This is a genomic window from Paenibacillus sp. FSL A5-0031, assembly GCF_001956295.1.
GTDB lineage: Bacteria > Bacillota > Bacilli > Paenibacillales > Paenibacillaceae > Pristimantibacillus.
On the sequence record NZ_MRTD01000005.1, the window covers coordinates 353,302 to 377,396 of the forward strand.

16 protein-coding genes are annotated in these 24,095 nt (G+C 46.7%); 15 read left to right on the forward strand and 1 reads right to left on the reverse strand.

Annotation, left to right across the window (positions count from 1 at the left end; translation table 11 throughout):
- Window positions 1-92: 92 nt before the first annotated feature.
- A complete protein-coding gene (locus BK120_RS11875) occupies window positions 93-1,913 on the forward strand; it encodes a right-handed parallel beta-helix repeat-containing protein (RefSeq protein WP_076267694.1) in 1,821 nt (606 codons plus the stop codon).
- Complete coding sequence (locus BK120_RS11880; RefSeq protein WP_076267695.1) at window positions 1,903-3,096, forward strand: Gfo/Idh/MocA family protein; 1,194 nt, start codon at window positions 1,903-1,905, stop codon at window positions 3,094-3,096. The genes BK120_RS11875 and BK120_RS11880 overlap by 11 nt, the downstream gene beginning before the upstream one ends.
- Window positions 3,097-3,236: 140 nt before the next feature.
- Here BK120_RS11880 and BK120_RS11885 read toward each other — a convergent pair whose 3' ends face one another.
- On the reverse strand, window positions 3,237-3,542 hold the full coding sequence (locus BK120_RS11885) for a hypothetical protein (RefSeq protein ID WP_076267696.1): 306 nt from the start codon (window positions 3,540-3,542) through the stop codon (window positions 3,237-3,239).
- Between the two features lie 379 nt (window positions 3,543-3,921).
- Here BK120_RS11885 and BK120_RS11890 point away from each other — a divergent pair, with 379 nt between their 5' ends.
- The 13 genes from BK120_RS11890 (at window position 3,922) to BK120_RS11950 (ending at window position 24,093) form a co-directional block, all read left to right on the forward strand.
- The gene (locus BK120_RS11890) at window positions 3,922-6,291 is read left to right on the forward strand and encodes a beta-galactosidase (protein ID WP_076267697.1); all 2,370 of its coding nucleotides are present in this window, start codon (window positions 3,922-3,924) and stop codon (window positions 6,289-6,291) included.
- Between the two features lie 313 nt (window positions 6,292-6,604).
- On the forward strand, window positions 6,605-7,591 hold the full coding sequence (locus BK120_RS11895; protein ID WP_076267698.1) for an ABC transporter permease: 987 nt from the start codon (window positions 6,605-6,607) through the stop codon (window positions 7,589-7,591).
- 34 nt (window positions 7,592-7,625) lie between these two features.
- The gene (locus BK120_RS11900; RefSeq protein WP_076267699.1) at window positions 7,626-8,507 is read left to right on the forward strand and encodes a carbohydrate ABC transporter permease; all 882 of its coding nucleotides are present in this window, start codon (window positions 7,626-7,628) and stop codon (window positions 8,505-8,507) included.
- A gap of 92 nt (window positions 8,508-8,599) precedes the next feature.
- Window positions 8,600-10,180: an extracellular solute-binding protein gene (locus BK120_RS11905; RefSeq protein WP_076267700.1), complete on the forward strand. Its 1,581-nt coding sequence runs from the start codon at window positions 8,600-8,602 to the stop codon at window positions 10,178-10,180.
- Between the two features lie 129 nt (window positions 10,181-10,309).
- Entirely contained in the window at window positions 10,310-12,100 is a 1,791-nt protein-coding gene (locus tag BK120_RS11910) for a sensor histidine kinase (RefSeq protein ID WP_076267701.1), read from the forward strand.
- Entirely contained in the window at window positions 12,094-12,879 is a 786-nt protein-coding gene (locus BK120_RS11915) for a response regulator transcription factor (RefSeq protein WP_076267702.1), read from the forward strand. Before BK120_RS11910 ends, BK120_RS11915 begins: the two co-directional genes overlap by 7 nt.
- Entirely contained in the window at window positions 12,876-15,272 is a 2,397-nt protein-coding gene (locus BK120_RS11920) for a glycoside hydrolase family 95 protein (RefSeq protein ID WP_076267703.1), read from the forward strand. The genes BK120_RS11915 and BK120_RS11920 overlap by 4 nt, the downstream gene beginning before the upstream one ends.
- 484 nt (window positions 15,273-15,756) lie before the next feature.
- Window positions 15,757-16,467: a metallophosphoesterase family protein gene (locus BK120_RS11925; RefSeq protein WP_076267704.1), complete on the forward strand. Its 711-nt coding sequence runs from the start codon at window positions 15,757-15,759 to the stop codon at window positions 16,465-16,467.
- Between the two features lie 281 nt (window positions 16,468-16,748).
- On the forward strand, window positions 16,749-17,930 hold the full coding sequence (locus BK120_RS11930; RefSeq protein WP_076267705.1) for a polysaccharide lyase 6 family protein: 1,182 nt from the start codon (window positions 16,749-16,751) through the stop codon (window positions 17,928-17,930).
- Between the two features lie 21 nt (window positions 17,931-17,951).
- Window positions 17,952-20,306, forward strand: a complete 2,355-nt coding sequence (locus BK120_RS11935; protein WP_083681887.1) for an AraC family transcriptional regulator — start codon at window positions 17,952-17,954, stop codon at window positions 20,304-20,306.
- 172 nt (window positions 20,307-20,478) lie between these two features.
- Window positions 20,479-22,149 carry a type 2 periplasmic-binding domain-containing protein gene (locus tag BK120_RS11940; protein WP_256710861.1) on the forward strand — a complete coding sequence of 557 codons (1,671 nt, stop codon included), beginning with the start codon at window positions 20,479-20,481 and terminating at the stop codon, window positions 22,147-22,149.
- A gap of 102 nt (window positions 22,150-22,251) precedes the next feature.
- On the forward strand, window positions 22,252-23,205 hold the full coding sequence (locus BK120_RS11945; protein WP_076267706.1) for an ABC transporter permease: 954 nt from the start codon (window positions 22,252-22,254) through the stop codon (window positions 23,203-23,205).
- A gap of 12 nt (window positions 23,206-23,217) precedes the next feature.
- The gene (locus tag BK120_RS11950) at window positions 23,218-24,093 is read left to right on the forward strand and encodes a carbohydrate ABC transporter permease (protein WP_076267707.1); all 876 of its coding nucleotides are present in this window, start codon (window positions 23,218-23,220) and stop codon (window positions 24,091-24,093) included.
- Window positions 24,094-24,095 lie beyond the last annotated feature (2 nt).

The window sequence follows — 24,095 nt, forward strand, 5'->3', positions numbered from 1 at the left end:
TGCAGCTTCAACAATTGATTCAATAGCGTTCAAGCGCAGTTTGTCGTAGGAAATGGGTGTAGTGAAAAGTCGATCATACTGGGAGATGAAGCATGCGAGGTCAAGCAAATGAGATAGGAAACGATCCAGCGCCCCGTCTGTTTCGGGTAACTGATTACGGAGCGATCCCGGATTCTGGCGAGGATGCGACTAGGGCCATACAAGCTGCGATCGATGCCGCTTCGGCCGAGGATGGGCCGACGGTGATCGAATTACCGCCAGGACGATATGATTTGTATGCCAATAACGCTAGCAAAGAGCCTTACTACGTATCGAATACGTCTAGCGAAAAGGAGCATCCCCATCCGATCAAAACGATAGGCCTTTGGTTCAAAGGGGCAAAACGAATTCATGTGGAAGGGAACGGCTCGCGACTGCTGTTTCATGGGAAGATGACGCCGATCGTTATGGACAGCTGCGTCGTCGTGGAAATACGGAACCTGACGATCGATTTCGTCCGGCCGACTATATCCGAAATGCGAATCGTCGCGATCTGCGAAAGCTATTGGGAGGTGGAGGTTCATCCGGATTCATATTATTTGTTGATGGACGATAAGCTTTTTTGGACCGGTGAGGATTGGTCTTACCGCGGGGGCCCTGCCCAGGAATTTGACCCGGTGAGCAACCGGACCTGGAGAGTTCCCAATCCGATCACGTTGGCCAGCCATGTCGAACAGATGGAGCTCGGTAAGCTTCGGATTTGGTTTATATCGCCTGTTCCGATCACGAGGGTTGGTCATGTGTTTCAAATGCGCGACGGTATTCGTGATCAGGTTGGTGCTCTGATTGTTGGCTGCCGGAATATTACCTTGCGTCATGTCTGGATGCAATATATGCATGGGCTTGGGATCGTCGGGCAATTCAGCGAAAACTTGACTTTCGAGGGCTTGCGATTGGCACCGGATCCTTCCCATGGACGAACAGCGGCGGCGTTCGCCGATTTTGTTCATCTTTCCGGGATGAAAGGAAAAATATCGATCAACGATTGCTTATTCGAGGGTGCGCACGATGATGCCATCAATATTCACGGTACTCATCTAAGAATCATTGGAGCCGAGGACGAGAGACGCATTCGCGTGCGGTTTATGCATCCGCAAAGCTACGGATTCAGCGCCTTCCATCTGGGCGATGAGATTGATTTTATTTCCGCTAGCTCGTTGATACCTTATGCTACCCGTCATGTCGTCGACATCAAGCAGCGTAGTCTGCGTGAAGCCGAACTGACGCTGGATGCACCGGTACCGAGAATAATCGGGGACGAGGATGTTATCGAGAATGTTACATGGACGCCCGAAGTATCCATATGCGGAAATGTCTTCAAGAGAATACCGACTCGTGGAATTTTAGTGACAACGCGCCGTAAAGTGACCATCGAGAATAATTTGTTCGAGAAGCTGAATATGAGCGCGATTCTCATCGCCAACGATGCGGTAAGCTGGTATGAATCGGGGATGGTTCGCGATGTCCAGATAAGTGGAAATCGGTTTGTTGCTTGTGGTAACGGTAATCAGCCGGTCATTCTGATTCAACCGGAGAACACGGTTGTATCAGTGGATGCTCCCGTGCACAGCAACGTTGTGATTAGGAATAACCTCTTTGAATTGGACGGTTCCCCATTATTGGATGTGAAGAGCACAAACGACTTAATTGTTGCGGATAACCAGATCTCAAGGAACGGCGATATGGGCGGAGAATACGCTGATTCGCAAGAAATCATTCGCTTACGGGCATGCAGCGGAGTTGAGATTCGCGGGAATACAATGGGAGACAAGGCAGTCGCAATCGTAAAGACGATATTAATGAAGGCAGAGCACCTTGCGATCGATAAGGGGCAAGCAGCTATTATTCGGAGGGATCACGAGGATGAAATCTAAAGTGAAAATCGGCTTAATCGGGCTTAGTGGGCGGGGAACGGGGCTTTTGGAAATCATATTGCTGAAAATGGAGGACGTGGAAGTCGTTGCCGTCTGTGACTTGCACGAGGATCGTCGCGAACAGGCAGCTAATATGATTGAGAAGGCAGGCTGCGGTCGACCTTTTGAAACTGCTGACTATAAGGAAGTTCTGGATAGAGAGGCTGTTGACGTCATCATGATCTGCACACCTTGGTCCACTCATATCCCTATCGCAATCGAAGCGATGGAGAAAGGGAAGTATGTCGCTTGCGAGGTCGGAGGAGCTTATTCCATGCAGGAATGCTGGAAGCTGGTAGAAGCTTATGAGCGAACGAGAGTTCCATGCATGATGCTGGAGAATTGCTGCTATGGCCGCGATGAGCTTATGGTATTAAATATGGTAAAGCGAGGTATTCTCGGGGAAATCGTCCATTGCTCAGGAGGTTATCTTCACGACCTGCGATATGAAATCGCTAATGGCAAAGAAAACCGTCATTATCGACTGAACGAATATATTCATAGAAACTGTGATAATTATCCCACTCACGAGCTAGGTCCCATCGCCAGAATACTAGATATCAATAGAGGAAATCGCATGGTATCGCTAGTTTCTCTCGCCTCAAAGGCAGAAGGCATGCAGGAGTACATCACAAGCAAGAGGAAGGATAGCGAGCTTGCTCGTACTCGGTTTAAGCAAGGCGATATCGTAACGACTATCATCCAGTGCGCTCGCGGAGAAACGATTACACTAACATTGGATACTACATTGCCTAGATATTATTCAAGAGGTTTTACGGTAAGGGGAACAAAAGGCATGTATATGGAGGAGAACCACTCTCTATTCATTGATGGACAGCATAACCAGTATGAATCGAACTGGAAGACGCAATGGGGGAACGTCGAGCACCTTCGCGAGCATTATGAACATCCGCTGTGGGAGAGCTATTTGCAGGAAGGAGTTAAAGGAGGCCATGACGGGATGGATTGGCTTGTCTTCCGGGATTTCATCGAGAGTTTCAGGAACAAGGCGCAAACGCCGATTGATGTATATGACATGGCTTCGTGGATGAGTATATCCTCATTAACCGAGGATTCGATTGCCATGGGCGGGCAGCCAGTAGCGATCCCCGACTTCACGAACGGGAAATGGATCGGCAAGTGACAAGTTCTCGATAGACTATCCCTTTCATGACAATGCACCGCTGGATGAAGATATTAACCGAAGAGAACAAAAGGTAGATTAGGAGGAACAACCGACGGCAGACATTCGAGCTGCCGTCGGTTTCATGTGCAAGGGAATTTTTAGCTGATAACAGTGAAGATAACCGTTTGCTTAGGTCCCTTGTTTCCTATCTTGTCTATCGCATACACTTCGATCTCGTAGGGTTGGATCGGTGCCTCATACGGAATTGGATAAGACCATGTGAACGATCCATCTTCTTCGCGTTTCATTGCATCGTAAATCCCATAATCCGAAATTCTTACGATCGATTTGTCGATCTCGACGCTATCCCCGAGATTGCCGTACTCCACTTTCAGTTTTGCCCAATCTCCGCGTTTTCCTTCATTCGGCGTAAAGATAGCTTTCAATTCGTACATTTCATGCATGAATATCAACTCCTTTTAATTTGTACTGACTAGTCAGTATTATCATATTCGGAACAACAGGCATTGTCAAACGATTATATCCATCATTGCTTCGAATATTAAGAAATGAGAATGACCTAAAAATCTAACTATATCTCTCCGTATTGAACTAGACCGTTCCGCTTGTTCAATCATAAGATCAGACAGTTATCTAAATATCTGACTACGAGATTAATATTTGAAGAGGGCAATTCGACGGATTTGGACAATGATCTTAAAAAATGCCCGTTGTTCAGGTATTATTTCGAAATTATGATGGAAGTGAAATTTAGTTCAAGCGCTCGAATCCAGTGCTGCAGCTCGGATGGGTTGGAAGGACGCATACTCGGGGAGTGAAACAATGAAATACTTACTTGATGTCGGCAATCAACGAAAACCAGTATTGATCGAAGGTCATCTAAAAATGGGAGGCACCAATCCGGCGGGAGAGGAAATCAATGTGAATAGCTTGCATCTCACCCGCGGAGGAAAGCCGTGGCTGCCGGTGATGGGGGAGTTTCATTTCTCCAGGTTTCCTCATGGACAGTGGGAGGAAGAGCTACTTAAGATGAAAGCGGGTGGCATCCAGATCGTCGCTACTTATATATTCTGGATCTATCATGAAGAAACAGAGGGTCGCTTCGATTGGTCGGGGGACAAGGATCTTAGGAAATTCGTGCAGTTCTGTCAGAAGAACGAATTGGAGGTCCTTGTTCGCATAGGCCCATGGGCGCATGGCGAATGCCGTAATGGAGGTTTTCCGGATTGGATCTATGGAAGATGCGCATTACGGACAAACGATGATGACTATTTGCGGTATGTTAGAAGGTTTTACGGGGAAATTGCCAAACAGATCGAAGGGTTGTCCTTCCAAGATGGCGGCTCGATCGTCGGCATGCAATTCGACAACGAGTTGACGAATAACCCCGAGCATTTGCGAACCTTAAAGAGTATCGCGCGAGAATTGGGCATGAAAGCTCCTTTATATACGGTTACAGGTTGGGGAGGTCCTGGTGGAGCACGAATTCCGAAGGACGAAATGCTGCCACTATTCGGAGGTTATCCGGATCATCCTTGGGATAAGCATACAAACCAACTGCCTCCCGGACCGCATTATTTCTTCCATTCGGTACGCAACGATCCGAGCATCGGCAGCGATCTGTTTGGCGAAAAAGCCGTCGATATTAAAGATTTGGAAGACATCGAACGTTATCCCGATGGCTCTTGCGAGCTTGGGGGCGGCGTGCAAATTACCTATCATCGGCGCCCCATCATACAGGCGGACGACGTTGGCGCGATGGCGATGATTAAGATTGCTAACGGGTGCAATCTGCTGGGCTATTATATGTATCATGGAGGAACCCAGCCTCTTGGAGAACTTTCAACGATGCAAGAATCCAATCCCCAAGGCAATCAGTTGCCCGTACGGAGCTACGATTTCCAGGCGCCGCTCGGAGAGTTCGGCGGAATCAGGAATTCTTATAGAAAACTAAAGCGGCTTCATTTATTTCTGCACGATTTCGGAGATAAGCTGGCGCCCATGGCTGTGGTTTTTCCGCAAGTTCGGCCTTCATCCTTGGAGGATAACGAGACGGTACGCGTCGTTGCGAGAGCGCAAGGAGATAGCGGCTTCCTGTTCTTCAACAACTACCAGAGACTGACGGAGATGAAAGACAAGGATGACGTACAGGTTGAATTGCGGTTACCCGGAGGCGAGCTGAACGTTCCTGCAACTGGATTTACGCTTAAGAAGGACGGTTACTTCTTCTGGCCATTCCATATGGATATGGACGGTGTACGTTTGAAATATGCGACTGCACAGCTGTTATGCATGCTTCGTGGAGATGGGGAGACGCTGTATGTATTCTTCGAGGTTTCTGGCGTTCGGCCCGAATTCTCCTTCGAATCGGATACCGTTTCCGATGTCGAATTGAAAGAGGGAACTTTGGTACGGGAGAAGGGTACGCTCGCCATTTCCGATCTGAAGCCGGGATCTGGCTGCGAATTCGCTGTTCGCTCTGTTGCCCGTCATGTCGTTAAGGTGCTGACAATAACCGAAGAGCAGTCGCTGTATCTGTGGAAGGGCCGTGCATTTGGAGGTGAACGGTTAATTCTATGCGAAGGAAACGTCGTGTTTAAGGAGAAAGGATTGCGCATTAGCGGTACTGTAGCCGAACGGATGGCATTTGCTGTTTATCCTCCAGTTGAACATAGCATCACTTGTCAGGGCGTTTCGTTGAAGTCTTCACCAAACAAAGAGGGGATATTCCAGGCGTTCAAGCCAATCCTGCAAACTCGTGAAGTCGAATTCTCATGGAAGCGGATCCGCGATTCTTCGCTAAACGGGCACTTTTTCCAATATTTATTCGAAGATAAGGGACAAGAAGGAACAGCACCTGAATGGGAGATTCGCATAGATGCTTCGGCATTCGGTGAAGCGAGCGAAATCACGTTGAGCGTCGATTTCGCAGGAGACGTAGCACAAGCCTATATTGCCGGACAATGCGTCGCAGATCAGTTCTATAACGGCGTCCCTTGGAAAATAGGCTTAAAGAGATTTCGTGATCAATTGGCGAGCCATTCGATTGTTCTGAAGATTTCTCCTCTATTAAAGGATAGAGACATCTACATGCCATCCAGACCACTGGAAGATCGCCAGCCAGAGATTTTGGCGCTTTCTGCGGAAGCGGAGTATACGATTAGCATAGACCATGACAATCGGAGGGTTTAAAGCATCTGAATGATACGAATGTGGGTCAGCTTTTAAAGAATGTGCAGATAACTTAGCTCCAAACGTTTCGTTAAGTTATGCAAGCTCAGTCTAATAAGTAAAACTTTGAACATGGGATGCTGCTTGGCCGATACGGAGAACCAAACGAATAGCCCAACAGAGGCAAATTCCCAAACCCCTAATCACTTAGGGGTTTGGGATTTTTATGTTTTATGTACAGCACCTTAATATCGGATACCTAAGTGCTTATAAATGATCCGTATTCATTGAATGAAAACGTTTTTATAATTAAGCCTATAGAAAGGAGGCAAACATGAAAACGAATTCACAACCTGTTACAAAAACCTCTCTGACTAGTCCTTTACCAGACACATTCAGCAGACGTTTCAGAAAGCAGATCACGTTTCAAATATTTGTGTGGCTAGGACTAGCGTTCTTGTTAGTGTTCTCTTATATCCCAATGTTTGGAATATTGATGGCTTTCAAGGATTACAGCATTTCATCAGGCATTGCAGGCATTTTTACAAGCGAATGGGTGGGATTGCGTTATTTCGAAGAACTAGTTAATGATTACAACTTCCCAAGCTTGGTACGCAACACACTCTCGATCAGCATCCTTAAATTGATTTTCTCGTTCCCGGTTCCGATCCTGCTTGCCATCATGCTAACAGAGGTTCGAGGATCGTTCGTAAAAAGATTCGTACAAACGGCCAGTTACCTGCCGCATTTTATTTCATGGGTAGTCGTATCTGGTATCGCTTTTGCATTCTTCTCCTCCGAGACGGGACTGATCAATGAAGGGCTGATGTCGCTTGGTCTCATTGACAAGCCGCTCGACATATTGACGAACCCGGATTCATTCTGGGGGCTGGCGGTGAGCACGGCCATTTGGAAGGAAGCCGGCTGGTGGACGATCATCTTCCTTGCCGCGATTGCCGGAATTGATCCTGGACAATATGAAGCTGCTGAAATAGATGGAGCTGGCAGGTTGAAACGCATTTGGTATGTGACACTTCCGAATATGAAGGGCTCCATTGTAATCGTATTGATTTTATCCATTGGCAGTATTTTAGGCGGCGGCTTGGTAGGCTCTAACTTCGAGCAGGTCATGCTGTTTGGCAATGTGCTTAATAATGAAAAATCACAAATTATTCAATCATATGCCTTTAATACCGGGCTCTCGCAAGGACGCTTTGCTTTTGCAACTGCTATTGATCTTATACAATCCATTATTTCTGTAGTGTTGATCGTCACCAGTAATGCGATAGCGAAACGCTTCTCAGGCTCTAGCCTCTATTAGACCGTTTAAAATGACATGAAAGGGGGAGATGCCCATGAGAATGAATAGAACGACGGAGGACAGAGTTGTAGACACAGTAAATTATGTGTTGCTTGGTATCATTGCTATTCTGACATTGTATCCATTCTATTACGTTCTGATTGCCTCGTTTAATGTTGGCGAAGACACAGCTAGAGGCGGGCTCTACTTTCTGCCTAGGCAATTTACCTTTGATAATTACACCTATTTCTTTCAAGAACCGAAGTGGATTCGCGCGTTTGGGGTTACCGTTCTGCGTACCTTAATCGGTACTCTATTAAGTGTCTTATTTACTAGCATGGTAGCATACGGCTTGGCTAAGAAGGACCTTATTTTTCGCAAGGGCTATTACTTAATAGTAATCGTGGCAATGAATGTCACAGGCGGCTTAATTGCTTATTATGTTGTGCTGAAAAGTATAGGTTTGCTCAATACGTTTGGCGTTTACGTAATCCCAACTATGCTCAGTATCTTTTTCCTTATGATAGCCGTATCGTTTTTTCAGGAAATACCGTTGGAGCTTGGGGAATCGGCGCGAATTGATGGCGCAAGCGAGCTTCGAGTATTCCTTAACATAGTACTGCCAGTATCGCTTCCTTTGATGGCAACGATGGGCTTGTTTCTTGGCTCTCAGCAGTGGAACTCTTGGCTCGATTCTGCCTATTTCGTTCAGAAGGATACGCTGCGAACGATTACGTATCGGATGATGGAGGTTATTAATCAAACGATGCTTCCCGGTGACGCGAATGCGGCGCAATATACGGCACAGCTTTCTGTGACGCAGTTTTCCGTACAGGTGACGGCGATGGTCATTTCGATATTCCCGATTATGTGCGTCTATCCATTTTTACAAAAATATTTTGTGCAAGGCATGATGTTGGGATCCGTAAAAGGTTAAAAATTTGGAGCAAGGGCAGCGACGCTTCGTATGAGTTGCGATACGCTGTCTATTCCATATACAGTATAATAAGCATAAGGGGATGAACGGAAATGAAAAAGAAAGTGTCAAAAAAACCACTTGCTATAATGGTTGCGGTTACATTGTTTGCTGGATTGCTTGCCGCATGTGGCAGCAACAATGGAAATCAAGGAAACACGAGTACAGGTACTAATGTTAAGGACAATAACGGCAATACATCCAAAGAGGTTGTTACGCTTGATTTGTTTGTTGATCAAACCTGGTGGCCGCTTAAAGATTTCAAGGGCAAGATTCCAGAGCAAATTACGCTTAAAACGGGAGTGAAATTAAATATTACGGTTGCAACCGATGAGAAGCAGCTTCCGCTCATGATCGCGTCAGGCGATCTTCCCGATCTCGTTGCAACAGGAACCGGCGCGCAAATCAAACGTTTGTCCGATCCAAAAATGTCCTATAGCTGGCAGGAGCTAATTGATCAATATGCGACGGACTTCAAAATTGATCCGGAATATATCGCGGTGAACACAGAGGAAGACGGTAAGTATTATACGATCCGTAATAATTTCTCCACAGCAGCTGAGTGGAAAGCAAACGAAAAATATGCACTTACCGACGGAGCTGGTATAACCGTACGTTCCGACATTATGGAAGCGATTGGAAACCCCGAAATTAAAACAATGGAAGATTTTAATACGTTATTAGGCATGGTGAAGACTAAATATCCAGATATGATCCCGCTGGTACTCAACCCAAACCCAGCATGGGCGAAAGGCTATATCGGCATGCAATTCGGTGCAATGAAAGATGGAATGGTGGAGAAAGATGGCAAGCTGGTTCATGCGCTTCGGACGCCGGAGCTTGAACAAATGTATTTGTACATGAACGAATTGTACCGCAACGGATATATTAAAGCGGAAAACTTTGCTTACAAAAATGAAGATCAAGCTAAGCAAATTATGACAAGCGGTAAAGGTTTCGCTTATGCATGGACGACAAGCGGCGCAAGCAGAATTGGTGCAGAAACAAAGGATACGAATTACAAATGGATGCAGCTGCCGGCCAAAATCAGTGAAAGCTTTAAAAGTGAGCATTATGGAAGTGGATGGCAGGGCGTTTTCATTACGAAGAAAAATAAGAACCCTGAAGCTGCGATTAAATTGATGCAATTTCTACTTTCTGATGAAGGACAGCGCTTGGCGCTGTGGGGTATTGAAGGAACAGATTATAATATGAGTGAAGACGGAGGGTATCCTATCTTTACTTATGACCGTGCAAGCGACGAAGTGAAAAATAGCATGGGAGTATACTGGTGGGGTCTATTAGCTGGCAATGCAGTTAATGAAGCACTCGGTACTTATGTGCCTGGTACAGAGACTACAAAAGCGAACCAAGAACTTAGCGCGTTAACAACCTTCATGCCTGAGATTGGTCTCGTGCAGCCTGCGGCCGATTCGCAGGAGCAGGTAACGACGAACAATATCACGAACATGATTGATAACGAGGAAGCCAAAATTTACATGGCAACTTCGGAGGAAGCGGCTAAGAAAGCATTTGAAAATATGGTGAAGCAAGCCGATAAAATGGGTATGGATAAGCTGGAGCAATGGGCGAATACCAAATATGAAGAGGTAAAAGCAAACTTCAACAAATAGAATGATTTATGCATAGTGACTTATGTTTAGGAAAGCGGCGGGGTGGAAGCTCAAGCCGCTCCTATCTATTGAGTGGCATTTTATAATGGACGGAATAAAATCTAACCTGTGACAATGGAGCGGAGTACTATGCGAGTTATAAGCAAACAACTGGATAAAATTCGCCATATGCGCATCGTTCCAAAACTTATCATAGGTTATGTGATGCTTATTTGTGTTCCGTTTGTTGTATTTGGATATATTTTCTACCAGCAGATGTCGGACAATTTGTTGGATCAATATTTAGCCAGTAAGCAGCAGTTATTGGAACAAGCCTATGGGAATTTTGAACTGGAATTATCTAAAATCGAGTCCGCCTATCCGCTATTTCAAAACAATACGAACCTAACCGATTATTTGTCAGGGACATTTGTGAACGAGTGGGAGATGATTTATAACTATCGCAAGGAGATTGGGCCTGCCTTCACATTCATGTACTCTGGCAATCCAATCATTAATGCCATTACCATCTATAAAGACAATGATGCGGTCTTGAAATTACCGCCAGATATTATGAACAAGACTGACTTCTCTGATCCTTCCAATAAGGAATCGCTAAGTGCGCTCTCCCCTGACCGGGGATTGTGGGCTTACCAAGAGAAGGGACTGAACGAGTATCCAGTTATTCATTACACTCAGAAGCTTTATAATGAATCCTACACAAAAGAAATAGGATTGCTTAGAATTGTAGCGAATGACGGGTTATTAAACAGTTTTTTTCAAATGCTTAAGAACGGTGAAACTTCGTGGAAAATGGTCGTCGACACGGATGGGAAGCTGATTTTTGCTGAAGAAATATTAAATTGGAATTCGAATCGAATAACGAAAGCAATAGCTGGAATGCCGAAGAACGGTGTGCGAAGCTATTATATTGACCAGCACAGCTATTTAGTAAATGCCGTTCAATTGAAAAAAATAAATATGACATTAATTGAGATTAGCAAAGTAGGTCCTATGCTGGATTTGAAGACAAAGCAGCGTTGGACGATCACTGTCGGAGTATTGCTTCTAGCTGTACTTTCAGTGTTTTATTTCGGGATTGCATCGTCCATTACATCGCGGATCATTCGTCTTTCGCGGCATATGAGGAGTGTTGAGGATCCGAAGCTAGCTTTTTATCCAGGTCAAAGCGGAACGGATGAGGTTGGATTCCTTATCGGTGCTTATAATAAGATGATCACAAGAATGGATGAGCTTGGACATAAAGTCCATCGAACGGAGTTAATGAAGAAGGAAGCGGAAATTAAGATGCTTCAAGCACAAATAAAACCGCATTTCCTTTACAATACACTTGAAACGATGCGTATGATGGCCTTAATGAAGAATGAAACAGAAATCGCGGAAATCGCCTTTACGTTAGGCAATTTATTGCGCTACAGCCTATCTAAGGATAATGACGAGGCAACTCTACTTGAAGAACTCGAGAATGTACGCAACTATATTTCCATCCACCGCGTTCGAATAGGGGAGCGCTTACATTTCGAGGAGACTATCGAGGGCAATATTACCAATTTCCGTTGTCCAAGATTTATATTGCAGCCGATTATAGAAAATAGTATTTTGCATGGGCTTGGAAAGATGCGCGGTAACGGAACGATAGTTTTTAAAATTGAAGACAGGCCTGGTGAGGTTGTAATCCGAATATCTGATAACGGGGCGGGAATTAAACCAGACCGCTTGAGTATTATACAAGCAGTCCTTTCAGGTGAAATTCCGATGGACAAAATTCCGTTTACGGGCGGTATTGGATTATTTAACGTGAATGAGCGGATTAAAGCTTTTTTCGGAGGCAGTTCAGGTATTAAAGTTAGAATTGAAGAGAGGAAATGGACGACATTTGAATTAACACTCGAGAAAAGGAGTGAGGATTCATCATGCTAAAGCTGATGATTGTCGATGACGAGCCTGTTATACGAAACGGTTTGCAGTTTATGGTTACAAGCGAGAACACTTTATTTACCAATATCGTAGTCGCTTCAGACGGAATCGAAGCAATGAAGCTGATGGAACAATTCCGACCAGATCTTATGATAACCGATATTCAAATGCCGGAGATGGACGGCTTAGAGCTGATTCGCGAAGCGCAAAGAATGCATGTGAAGCGATTCGTCGTTTTGTCTGGATATGATTACTTCGAGTACGCTCAGAAGGCCATTCGTCTACAAGTAACTGATTATTTGCTAAAGCCGATTCATCAGAAGGAGCTTTCACTTATATTGGGACGTGTCACACTGGAAATAATGGAAGAAAAGCAGCGGGAAGAAGGCTTTGCACGGGGAGATGATAATACTGACGAGGACGATCAGCGCTCGCCTGGAGATAATAATATGAACATTCGTAAATTCAAGGATTTTTTACAGGACCATTTTATGCGTGACGTATCACTTGAAGAAGTGGCTGATCATCTTATGTTACACCCTAATTATGTATGCAATCTGCTAAAGAGGGAAACCGGAATGACATTCGTCTCCTATTTGCGTTCTATACGTATCGATAAAGCGAAAGCATTGCTGAGTAAAGAATCTGATTTCTCGATGGAGCAGATTGCGAAGGGTGTAGGCTATGATAATCCTCGTCATTTTTATAAAGTATTTAAACAATATGTTGGCGTTACCCCTGGCAGTTACCGAGAAACAGCGAAAAGGAGTGAATGTGAATGAATATGTATTTTGACAAGCCGGCAGATGTATGGACAGAGGCGCTGCCTGTTGGGAATGGGCATCTAGGGGCGATGATTTTCGGCGGTGTGGAAAGAGAACGATTACAACTAAATGAGGATACGCTTTGGTCTGGTCCCCCTAAGGGAGATAATAATCCGAATGCATTAGCGGTGTTGCCCGAAGTTAGGAAGCTGCTGCAAGAAGAGCGATATGAAGACGCAGACGAGTTAGCGAAGTCTATGTTGGGTCCCTATACACAATCCTACTTGCCATTAGGAGATCTCATACTCGATTTTTATCATGGCGATCTAGCTACCGAATACAAACGAAGCCTTGATTTGGCGACTGCTATTGCCCGTGTTGAGTTTAAGGTGGGAAATAACCGGATCATTCGTGAGACGTTCTGTTCTTACCCAGATAAGATACTTGTAATGAGATTAACTGCCAGCGAAGCTTCGTCGCTTAACTTCTCTGCTAGGATGCAGAGTCCGCTAAAATATCGAATGTCTGTGCGTGATGATAGTCTCGTCATGAATGGCCGCTGTCCGGATCATGTGGATCCAAGCTATTATTGTACCGATAACCCAATCGTATATAAAGAAGAAGTGGAAAGTGAGGCTATTCGCTTTGAAGCGGGGCTAACCGCAACAGCGGATGGTGGAATGATAGAGCTGGATGATAGCGGTCTGCATGTCAGTAAAGCCTCTTCGGTTATGCTTATATGGACTGCTGCATCTAGCTTTAACGGTTATGATAAGTCGCCTACTCATGAGGGGAAGAATCCGTCCGAGGAGGTTGCGAGACGATTATCGCTAGCGGCAGCACAGTCCTACGATGTGCTGAAGGATAAACATCTTGCCGACTACAAGCCTTTGTTTGATCGTGTCCAATTGCAACTAGATTCGGCTTCGTCGGAACATGAATCAGAGTTACCAATTAATAAACGGATTAGGATGCACGGGGCTGATGATCATGGACTCATAGAGCTACTGTTCCAATATGGACGATATTTGCTTATTGCCAGCTCTCGGAAAGGAAGTCAGCCGGCTAATCTTCAAGGGATATGGAACCGAGAAACGAGGGCGCCGTGGAGCAGCAATTGGACGCTGAATATTAATGCGCAAATGAATTATTGGCTTGCAGAGACCTGCGGATTGCCCGATTGTCACGACCCATTATTCGATTTGATTGACAGTTTGAAAATTAAAGGAAGTGAGACAGCCAAGGTGCATTATGGCATCAGAGGCTGGACAGCTCATCAAAATACTGATATTTGGGCACAAACAGCGCCTGTAGGAGACTATGGGCATGGCGATCCAGTCTGGGCACTATGGCCGATGGCGGGAGCATGGCTATGCAGTCATTTATGGGAGCATTATTTATTTGGCGGTAGTCTCCTATTTCTTAAAGAGCGCGCATATCCGATTATGAAGCAGGCGGCTCTGTTCATAAGTGATTATTTAACGGAGGATCATCAAGGCTCGTTAGTCACATCGCCTTCCACTTCTCCTGAGCATAAATTCAAAAATCCTGCGAATGGCAGCTTGGTTGGTGTGTCGACGGCAAGCGCTATGGATATGGAACTTATTTGGGAGCTGTTTACAAACTGCGTTGAAGCTGCAGAAGTGCTGCAGGTGGATGAGGAGTGGCAGAAGGAGCTGCTCAGCAAGAGAGATAAGTTAGCTCCGCTTCGAATCGGAAGAGGAGGCAGACTCCAAGAATGGTCTGTTGATTTCGATGAAGAGGATCCCCATCACCGCCATGTTTCTCATTTATATGGCGTTTATCCGGGCAGTCAATTTACGAAAGATCACGATAGTGACTTGTTCAAGGCAGCGCGCCGTTCTTTAGAAATTCGGGGCGATGAAGGAACAGGCTGGAGTCTCGCATGGAAAGTTGGACTATGGGCACGCTTTGGCGAAGGCAACCGTTCTCGTAAATTAATTAGTCATTTGCTGCGAATTGTTGATGAGAGGGACCCAGATAGAGGGCATACTGGAGGAGTTTACCCGAATCTTTTCGATGCTCACCCTCCATTTCAGATTGATGGAAACTTTGGGGTAACAGCTGGCATTGCTGAAATGCTGCTGCAGTCACATGCAGGGAAGCTGCAACTGCTGCCGGCTTTGCCGGATACTTGGCAGACGGGAAGCGTAACGGGCTTGCGTGCGCGCGGCGGATTCGAGATAGGGATCGAATGGGCAAGCGGCAGGCTTTCGCAGGCCAAGCTTGTTTCAAAGCTAGGACGAAATTGTACGATAGATGCTGAAGTAGAAGTTGAAGCTATCAATAATGGAGTAGTTATAGCTAAGTCGGAGCAGCATATTAAGGAAATTTCTTTTCCTACAGTTGCAGGTGAACAGTATATAATTAGACCAATTTCTGCTTTGTGATATCAAGCTTAATGATCAGACAATTTCCGGACTTTTTATGTATAAGGATTTCGCAACAAAATGGATAGGAACAGCAAGTTAATCATTTAAACTTCTAAATAGGATGAAAAAAATCCCGTCCCCCTTGCATTTGAGGGTTGCCGAGCACAAACGAGTCACGATTTGAATAAAAGACATTGATGAGCAGGTGCTACGGTAACCTGCTCTATTTATTGAGCTAACGGAAGCTAGTATGAGGCAGCGCGTACGTGCCTTTTTTCTCAAAAATGTACGATCTCATGAGTGACTTTTTTAACATTTGATGTCCATTCCAGAAATTGCAGATAGGAAGTAGAAATATATGAGTGCGGTTTTAGCTTTTGACGATTTATCAAAGTTCTATCTTTTTATATAAAGGAGGGAGAGTGTGCTAGGCAAATGGGAGAACACTTAGAGTGGTGACTTTACTGCTGGGAATATTGAACTTTTGGGAGTTGAACTCATTATGAAAGCTTTAATTATTTCGGATATTCACAGCAACGTCTATGCATTGGAATCGATCCTCAAGGCAGAACAAGGCTGTGACCTGATTTATTGCGCGGGAGATCTCGTAGACTACGGGCCTTTCCCGCGGGAAGTTATCGAATGGGTGCATAAGAACGAAGCGATTTGCGTTCGCGGCAACCACGACGACATTATTATCGACCTATACCGAAACGGCAATAGAGGTCATGATGTGGCGGAGGATGGGATCAAGTGGGCACATTGCAATACAAGGCTGCTCGGTGAAGCGGAAATTTCCTTCCTAGAAAGCATACCAGTCACCCGCACATTCGAAATGGACGGCTATCGTTACACGATGCAGCATCTGTACGACAACTATTTGACGATTGACAGCTTGCCCAAGTACGACGCCTTCTGGGCGGAACGCTACGGCGAGACAACAGAGGCCACAGGAGATCGCCGCATGATATTCGGACATACGCATCGCAGATGCATTCATTATTTGAGCGATTCCAGTTTGTGGCTGAATCCGGGAAGCGTGTCCTACCGCCGTCGCGACGATCCGTCGAAAGAAGCGCACTATTTTACGATTACAGATGGCAAAATTGCAATGAAAAGTCTTGTCTATGACCGCACACCCCTGCTTGAAGCATCACAAAAGTTGCTGTTGAAGGAAGAAGAGATGAAGGTTGCATACTTTTTTTTCGGTTAAGCGGGCTGGTAAACAGGCAACTGCAAAGGGGACGTATCCACGATTTGATATCGGATACGTCCTTTCTTATGTTTTGTCCACCGGCAGGTTGCGATTTACAGGTTGCAAGGCGATTATTTTAGCTATTTTTGAGCCTCAGTTTACTTTTTTATGATTGTTTCATTTTTTTACACTATGGCATGGGAAACGTATCTTTCATAATAGAAGTTGTGAAGTTGCTGATATGATCCTGCAGAGGCTGCGGATCATATCAGCCTATTTAATAGGAAGCAGGTGGGAAGATGACTACTATTTATTGGGTGTCGAGCAGCGACGAGTTGGCGGCAGCCATGGGCCGGGCAGAACCTGGTTCCACGATCTTGCTCGCAGACGGCGTTTACGAGCGGAATGAAGACTATATCGTTGAAGGCAAAGTGGGATCGGACACCGCCATATTAAGCATTCGCGCTGTCAATAAAGGAAAAGCGACGATAGCTGGCGAATCAAGTATACGCATCTTGAACTCTGCTTATGTAGAGGTATGGGGACTGCTTTTCCAGGTCGAGCAGCGCGAATCTATCATACTGGATGGTTCGCGGCATGTGAGGATTGCGCGGAATAGATTTGAGCCGCGACAGGTTGGGGCGGAGTATAGCCTGCTGTCTGTGGTGGGAAGCGGCAGCGGCTGGAACCGGATCGAACGCAACGAGTTCGGGCCAAAGGCCGACCTTGGACCGCTCGTCATATTTGATGGCGATGGGGAACAAATTTCGCAGCATGATGTTATCGAATATAATTATTTTCATCATATAGGCCCACGAGTCGTCAACGGGCTCGAAGCGATCCGGCTTGGCTTGTCCGGAATCTCTCTCTCGAACGGTTATATTACGATTCAACACAATCTGTTTGAAAATTGCGACGGAGAGCCCGAGATTATTTCGGTAAAAAGCTGCTATAATACAATTCGGTACAACACATTCCAAAACTCCGCCGGCCAAGTGACAGCGCGGCACGGACATGGAAACCGTTTTCATAACAATGTGTTTATCGGTGATGGCATGAAGGAAGAGATGGGCGGGTTTCGCATTTACGGCAACGACCATTACATTTTTGATAATTATATGGAAAACTTAACGTTGGATGCGCTGCTCATTGACGGCGGTAACTACGATGGGGGTCCGGATGGCTATCCGGAGGCGCCGACGCAGCAGGAACTGAGGAAACATTGGCGCGTCTATCGCGCGCATGTCGTGAATAATACGATTGTGAATTGTCGTCATGGCGTTACGCTCGGCAAGCGGATTCCTTATGCGCCTGAGAATTGTGTAATCGCTTACAACCGTGTATGCGGCAAGGAGCAACAGGCCATATATGAATACCGGCCGTCTCCGGCGGTATGTATAAACAATCAGAAAGCGGATGTCGAGGATATTCGTTGTCCGGCCATTCTAACAAGAATTGACGTCGGTCCCGACTCCGACTAAAGCTAACATGGAGGAGAACCTATGGCCCAAACTCGAAACCGGTGGACGATCTATCTGAAGCAGCTCCGGCACAAAAACCGCAGCGTATTTCTGACCTGGATGCTTTCATACATCTCGGTGCTGCTCGTGCCCATTCTGATCAGCGGCGTTATATACGGCGCGACGCTGAACGTTGTAAAGGCCGAAATCAACCGCGCCAACCAATCCATTCTTGTTCAGATGGAGCAAGCCATAGATAGCCAGTTCAAAGGAATCGAGAGCCTAAGCCTCGAGGTAAGCCTCAACAGGCGAATCGCATCATTTATTTCTGCCGATCCCATTTTGTCTGATTCAGATCACTACGAAATATACCAAATCGCCAATGATTTGCGCGTATATGAAATCGCTAACGATTTTCTTGAAGGCATTTATATTTACTACAAAAATAGCGATACGGTCATCGCCCGCAACAACCGTATGAACATCGAAGCGTTATACGACCATATCCGCCTTGAAGAGCAAATGCCGTTCCAGTCGTTTCAAAAATATTTTGACCAATGGTACATTAAAGGCTACCACTCGGTTGTTGTGTCTGAAGAGAATGAGTGGAGGCCTACGGTCATGTATGCCCAAAATGCGACATCAACGATCATGAATCAGCCGGGAGCTGTCTTGCTATTTATGATTGACCGGAGCAAGCTGCTGGAGCAAGCGTCGGTGCCTGAGGAAGGCACAATCTTTATTCTAGATGAAGACAACCGATTCATTGCGTCTACAGGCGAGTCGCTGGCGGAACCTGCTCTACACTACAGCGATATGCCGGAAGAATCAGGGCAACTGGAGATCGAAACTTCCGGCAGCAAGCTTGTTGCATCCTATACAACCTCCTCCATTACGGGATGGAAATATGTGATGACGCTTCCGGCGGGCGTATACCACCAGAAGATGAACGTAGTAGAGCAATTGACGATCGCAAGCATCTTGCTTTGCCTCATTATTGGCGGAGGCGTGACGTATTGGCTGCTCAAGCGGAACTACCTGCCGATTCATGCGCTCATTCAGAGCTTGTCGTTCAAGGCTGGTGTGACATTCGATCGCGGCTCTAATGAATACTCCTTTCTGGAGCAGGCGCTGAGCAGCACCTTCCATGAGAAGGAGGAGCTTCATAACAAGCTGAATCAGCATAACAATACACTCAGATCGCATTTCCTGCAGCGGTTGCTGAAAGGGCAGCTTGACAGTCATATCCCGCTGCACGAGTCGTTCTCAGCCTATGACCTGCGCTTCCCGCTGGGCGGGTTTTCTGTTATCTTGCTGCGCATTGAGCATTTCGGCAAGTTCCATCGGAAGGATGAGGATCAGGTACATAACAAGCGGTTGCTGCACTTCTTGATCGCCAATGTGGTCGAGGAGGTTGCGCGTAAGTCCGTTAACGCCTATGCGGTAGAGCTGGACCAGGAGCTGCTCGCCTGCATCGTCAACCATCAGCTATCATCGCCGGAGGAGCAGCGGGGGGAGCTGGAGCACATCGCGGAAGAAACGATGTCGTTCATCGCAAGTCATGCCGATGTCCAGTTGACCGCTGCCATCAGTGCGCAGCAGGAGGGCGAATATGGCATCTTCCAGGCGTTTCAGGAAGCGGTCGAGGCGATGGAATACCGTATCATTGCAGGCAGCGGGGGCATTATTCATTATGCGGACCTGAGCGGCAGCGACAACCAGGGGGCTGCTCCGGGTGGTTATTTTTATCCTCTCAAGGCCGAGCAGCAATTGATCGTTATGGTTCGCGAAGGCCAGCTCGACAAGGCGAAAACGTTTGTCGGGGAGATTGTTCAGAAAAATGTTACGACAGAGCCGTATCCTTTCCATACAGCGAAATGTCTCATGTTCGATCTGATGGCTACGCTGCAAAAAGTAATCGGAGAAATCCGTATCGCGGGCAAGCCGGATATGCCTGACGGAGTGCGCGCCATCGAACGCCTGATGCAATGCCAGACGGTTGGGGAGATGCGCAGCCAGTTATACGATATGCTGGAGCTTTTGTGCGGCTACGTTAATAATAACCGCGAATACTGCAGCAATCCGCTAATCGATAAGGTCATGAAATATGTTAATGAGTATTACCAAGACGAGAACCTGAACATTTCGATGATTGGGGAAGCCTTCTCCATGACGCCGTCGTATGTTTCCAAACTGTTTAAGGATCTTGCGGGCGAATCTTTGCTCGACTATATTAACAAGACGCGGCTGGCGCAGGCCAAATTGCTGCTTACCAGTGAGAAATATAATGTCAGCGAAATATCGCTGATGGTCGGTTACAACGATGTGAATACCTTTCACCGGATATTCAAAAAATTCGAAGGCATTACGCCCGGGCGCTACAGGGAAGTTAAGTAGCTCTCGGGCTTTTTTTCAAGAAAAAGCGGTTAACTTGCGGTTTTGCTACCTTCATTTTTGAGAAATTGCAGTATATTTGAGGTTTTGACAATGGTTTGTAGCACTGGATTAGCGTTACGATGAAAGCGTATTCACACCAACATATTCGATACGAAAAGAACGGAGGGGCACAATGGCGAAAAATCGTAACGGCAAGATGCACAAAGGGCTGCAGCTTACATTGGGGATCACAATGGTACTTTCATTGTTGTTAACCGCATGCACGAGTAATGGGGGCTCCGGCAACAAGGACAAGACAGAGCGAGCTCAAAGCGCCGTCAGCAATACGGGCGGCAATGACGAAAGCAAAGGCAACGAGGGAGCGAATAAGCCGGTTTATCCGCTGGATACCAAAGATACGTTCTCGTACTGGGCTCCAATCAACGGAAACCTGATTACTTTTACAACGAATCTGGCGGAAGCGCCAATCGGGAAGGCGATTGCAGAAGCTACCGGCGTGAAAGTAACCTACATCCACCCGACCGACGGTCAAGCGGAAGAGCAGTTTAATTTGTTGCTCGCTTCCAGCAAGCTGCCGGATGTGCTGGAGTACGACTGGAGCATCTATCCAGGTGGACCAGAAAAGGCAATTGCAGACGGGGTTATCGTACCGCTCAACGATTTGATCGATAAATATGCGCCTAATCTAAAGAAGATGCTGGAAGCTGATCCGGATCTGGATAAAATGGTGAAAACCGACAGCGGCCAATATTACGCCTTCCCGATGGTACGCAACTCGGAAGGCGTAGTCTTCCGCGGACCAATGCTGCGCAAAGACTGGCTGGATGAGCTGGGGCTGCAATTGCCTGTCACGATAGATGATTGGCATAAGGTCCTGACGGCGTTCAAAGAGAAAAAGGGCGCCGCAGCACCGCTGACGGCACTATACGCGAACAAAATGAATTTACAGGATGCGTTTTTCGGCGCATACAAAACGTCGCACGGCTTCTATATTGACGATCAGGGCAAAGTGAAATACGGTCCGTTAGATCCGCAGTACAAAGATGTTTTGACGTTGTTCCGCCAGTGGTATTCCGAAGGTCTGATTGATAAAGACTTTCCAATCGTCGAGCGCAACACGCTGGATAAGCGGTTTCTGAACGGCGAGTCCGGCGCAACGGTTTACCTGCTGGGCGGCGGCATGGGCAAATGGCTGGAGTCCGGCAAAGCACAAAATCCGGATTTTAATCTAGCAGCGGCTCCTTATCCGGTATTGAAAGCAGGCGAAAAACCATTCACCGGACAGCGCGATTTCAAATATAACCCGAAAGCAAGCGCGGCCGTGACGACATCAGCGAAAGACCTGGAAACGATCGTAAAATGGCTGGATTTCGCATTTAGCGAGCAAGGAACCTTAATGTACAACTTCGGCGTTGAAGGCGAAAGCTACACGATGGACAACGGCGTCCCGAAATTTACCGATATGATCGTGAAAAACGAAAAGTACACTTCGCAGCAGATGCTGGCGCAATATACAGTTCCGAATGGCCCGTTCCCGATGCATGAGCAAAAAACGACCAACACGTTTCCGCAACAGGACGAGGCGGTCAAGGTTTGGTCGGAGACCGACGCGGAGAAACATATTTTGCCCGCGTTTATTACGCCTACTGTAGATGAGAGCAAGAAGGTAGCGCAGACGATGACGGCAATCAACACGTATTTGGAAGAAATGTTCATCAAATTTTTAATGGGCAACGAACCGCTCGACAAGTTCGACAGCTTCGTGAAGCAGCTGGAAGATATGGGCATTCGCGATGTAATCGACATCTATCAAGGTGCCTTGGAACGCTACAACAAAAGATAACTCCATGTATCGTCTTGCGGCAGGCTGCAGGCCGCCGTGGGGACAGGGGGTGGTGCAACCATCCCCTGCCGATGATGCTGCATGTGGACAGGAGGAGTATAGATGGCTCAGTTGAAGCTGGGACGCAGCAAAGTCGCGCATGCCGGGCGTCTGCCGCTTAATATCGCGAAAGACATAGTTAAGAACAAGTATTTGTACATCATGCTTACTCCTGTTTTGGCATATTTCATTATTTTTCAATATTTCCCGATGTACGGTGCGATTATTGCGTTCAAGGATTTTAATCCCAGGCTTGGAATTGGGGGCAGCGCGTGGGCTGGGCTTGAGCATTTCAGAGACTTTTTTGGCGGAATGTATTTTTGGCGGGTGTTTAAAAACACTCTGATGATAAGCTTGTACGATCTCGTTTTTGGTTTTCCCGCTCCGCTTATTCTCGCCTTGCTGCTTAATGAGGTGAAAAATGCGCTGTTCAAGCGTTCGGTTCAGACGATCACTTATTTGCCGCATTTTATTTCGCTTGTCATTATTTGCGGCATGATCAAGGATTTTACGAGCAGTGACGGCGTCATTAACGATATTATCGCATTTTTCGGCGGCGAGCGGATCACGATGCTGCTGGAGCCGTCTTTTTTCCGGACGATCTTCGTTTCGTCGAATATTTGGCAGCATGTAGGCTGGGGTACAATTATTTATTTGGCCGCGCTGTCTGCGATTGATCCCGAGCAATATGAAGCTTGCAAGATCGACGGCGGTGGACGCTGGAAGCAGATGCTTAATGTTACTCTACCGGGGTTGCTGCCCGTCTTCGTTATATTGCTCATCCTGGACATTGGCCGAATTATGAGCGTTGGCTTCGAGAAAGTTATTCTGCTGTACAACCCGACCACTTATGTGACAGCGGACGTCATTTCCTCGTATGTGTACCGAGTCGGGCTTCAAGATTTTCAATTCAGTTTCAGCTCAGCAGTCGGACTGTTCAACTCCGTGATTAACTTCGCGCTCGTTATCGGCTCCAACTGGATAAGCCGGAAGTTGAACAATACGGGCTTGTGGTAGAGGAGGGTTCGCATGCGAGTAAGCTTGGGTGAACATCTATTTCGGGTTTGCAATACGCTGTTTTTGTCCGTGCTCATGATTGCAACAATGTACCCCATTCTGTACGTAGCATTTGCTTCGTTCAGCGAACCTGCGCTGATGATGGCGCATAAGGGTATTCTTTGGAAGCCGCTGGGCTTCTCGCTTGAAACATACGGGGCGGTATTCAGTAACCCGATGATCCTGCTCGGCTATCGCAACACGTTATTTATTGTCATTGTAGGCGTGGCTCTCAATTTGCTGCTCACTTCCTTCGCGGCATACGCCTTGTCCAGAAAAACGCTGCAATATCGCAAGCAGCTTACGCTCTTTATCGTGTTTACGATGTTTTTCAGCGGTGGGTTAATTCCGTTCTACTTGCTGGTTAGAGGGCTAGGCATTACGAACTCACTGTGGGCGCTGATCCTGCCTACCGCAATAAGCGCGTTTAACCTCATTATTATGCGGACTTCGTTCGAGGCGGTGCCGGATGCGCTGGAAGAGTCGGCCAAGATCGATGGCGCCAACGACTTTGTCATTCTGTTCCGCATCTTCCTGCCGTTATGCAAGCCCGTGCTTGCAGTGGTGGGCCTGTATTACGGAGTAAGCCACTGGAACTCGTGGTTTAATGCCATGATCTTCCTTCAGGATCGGTCGATGTATCCGTTGCAGTTAATCCTGCGAGAAATATTGATTATCGGCGAGGCGAGCTCCATGGCGGAGGGAGCATCCCAGGATGAGATCATCATACTCGGCGAGACATTGAAATACGCCACGATTATGGTAGCTACCCTTCCGATTTTTCTGGTATACCCGTTATTGCAAAAATATTTCGTGAAAGGCGCCTTGATCGGTGCCATCAAAGGTTAGGA

Excerpts from the sequence above, each read along its gene's own strand:
- BK120_RS11875 (WP_076267694.1), top strand. The coding sequence starts at position 93 with ATGCGAGGTCAAGCAAATGAGATAGGAAACGATCCAGCGCCCCGTCTG.
- BK120_RS11880 (WP_076267695.1), top strand. The coding sequence starts at position 1,903 with ATGAAATCTAAAGTGAAAATCGGCTTAATCGGGCTTAGTGGGCGGGGA.
- BK120_RS11885 (WP_076267696.1), bottom strand. The coding sequence starts at position 3,542 with ATGCATGAAATGTACGAATTGAAAGCTATCTTTACGCCGAATGAAGGA.
- BK120_RS11890 (WP_076267697.1), top strand. The coding sequence starts at position 3,922 with ATGAAATACTTACTTGATGTCGGCAATCAACGAAAACCAGTATTGATC.
- BK120_RS11895 (WP_076267698.1), top strand. The coding sequence starts at position 6,605 with ATGAAAACGAATTCACAACCTGTTACAAAAACCTCTCTGACTAGTCCT.
- BK120_RS11900 (WP_076267699.1), top strand. The coding sequence starts at position 7,626 with ATGAGAATGAATAGAACGACGGAGGACAGAGTTGTAGACACAGTAAAT.
- BK120_RS11905 (WP_076267700.1), top strand. The coding sequence starts at position 8,600 with ATGAAAAAGAAAGTGTCAAAAAAACCACTTGCTATAATGGTTGCGGTT.
- BK120_RS11910 (WP_076267701.1), top strand. The coding sequence starts at position 10,310 with ATGCGAGTTATAAGCAAACAACTGGATAAAATTCGCCATATGCGCATC.
- BK120_RS11915 (WP_076267702.1), top strand. The coding sequence starts at position 12,094 with ATGCTAAAGCTGATGATTGTCGATGACGAGCCTGTTATACGAAACGGT.
- BK120_RS11920 (WP_076267703.1), top strand. The coding sequence starts at position 12,876 with ATGAATATGTATTTTGACAAGCCGGCAGATGTATGGACAGAGGCGCTG.
- BK120_RS11925 (WP_076267704.1), top strand. The coding sequence starts at position 15,757 with ATGAAAGCTTTAATTATTTCGGATATTCACAGCAACGTCTATGCATTG.
- BK120_RS11930 (WP_076267705.1), top strand. The coding sequence starts at position 16,749 with ATGACTACTATTTATTGGGTGTCGAGCAGCGACGAGTTGGCGGCAGCC.
- BK120_RS11935 (WP_083681887.1), top strand. The coding sequence starts at position 17,952 with ATGGCCCAAACTCGAAACCGGTGGACGATCTATCTGAAGCAGCTCCGG.
- BK120_RS11940 (WP_256710861.1), top strand. The coding sequence starts at position 20,479 with ATGGCGAAAAATCGTAACGGCAAGATGCACAAAGGGCTGCAGCTTACA.
- BK120_RS11945 (WP_076267706.1), top strand. The coding sequence starts at position 22,252 with ATGGCTCAGTTGAAGCTGGGACGCAGCAAAGTCGCGCATGCCGGGCGT.
- BK120_RS11950 (WP_076267707.1), top strand. The coding sequence starts at position 23,218 with ATGCGAGTAAGCTTGGGTGAACATCTATTTCGGGTTTGCAATACGCTG.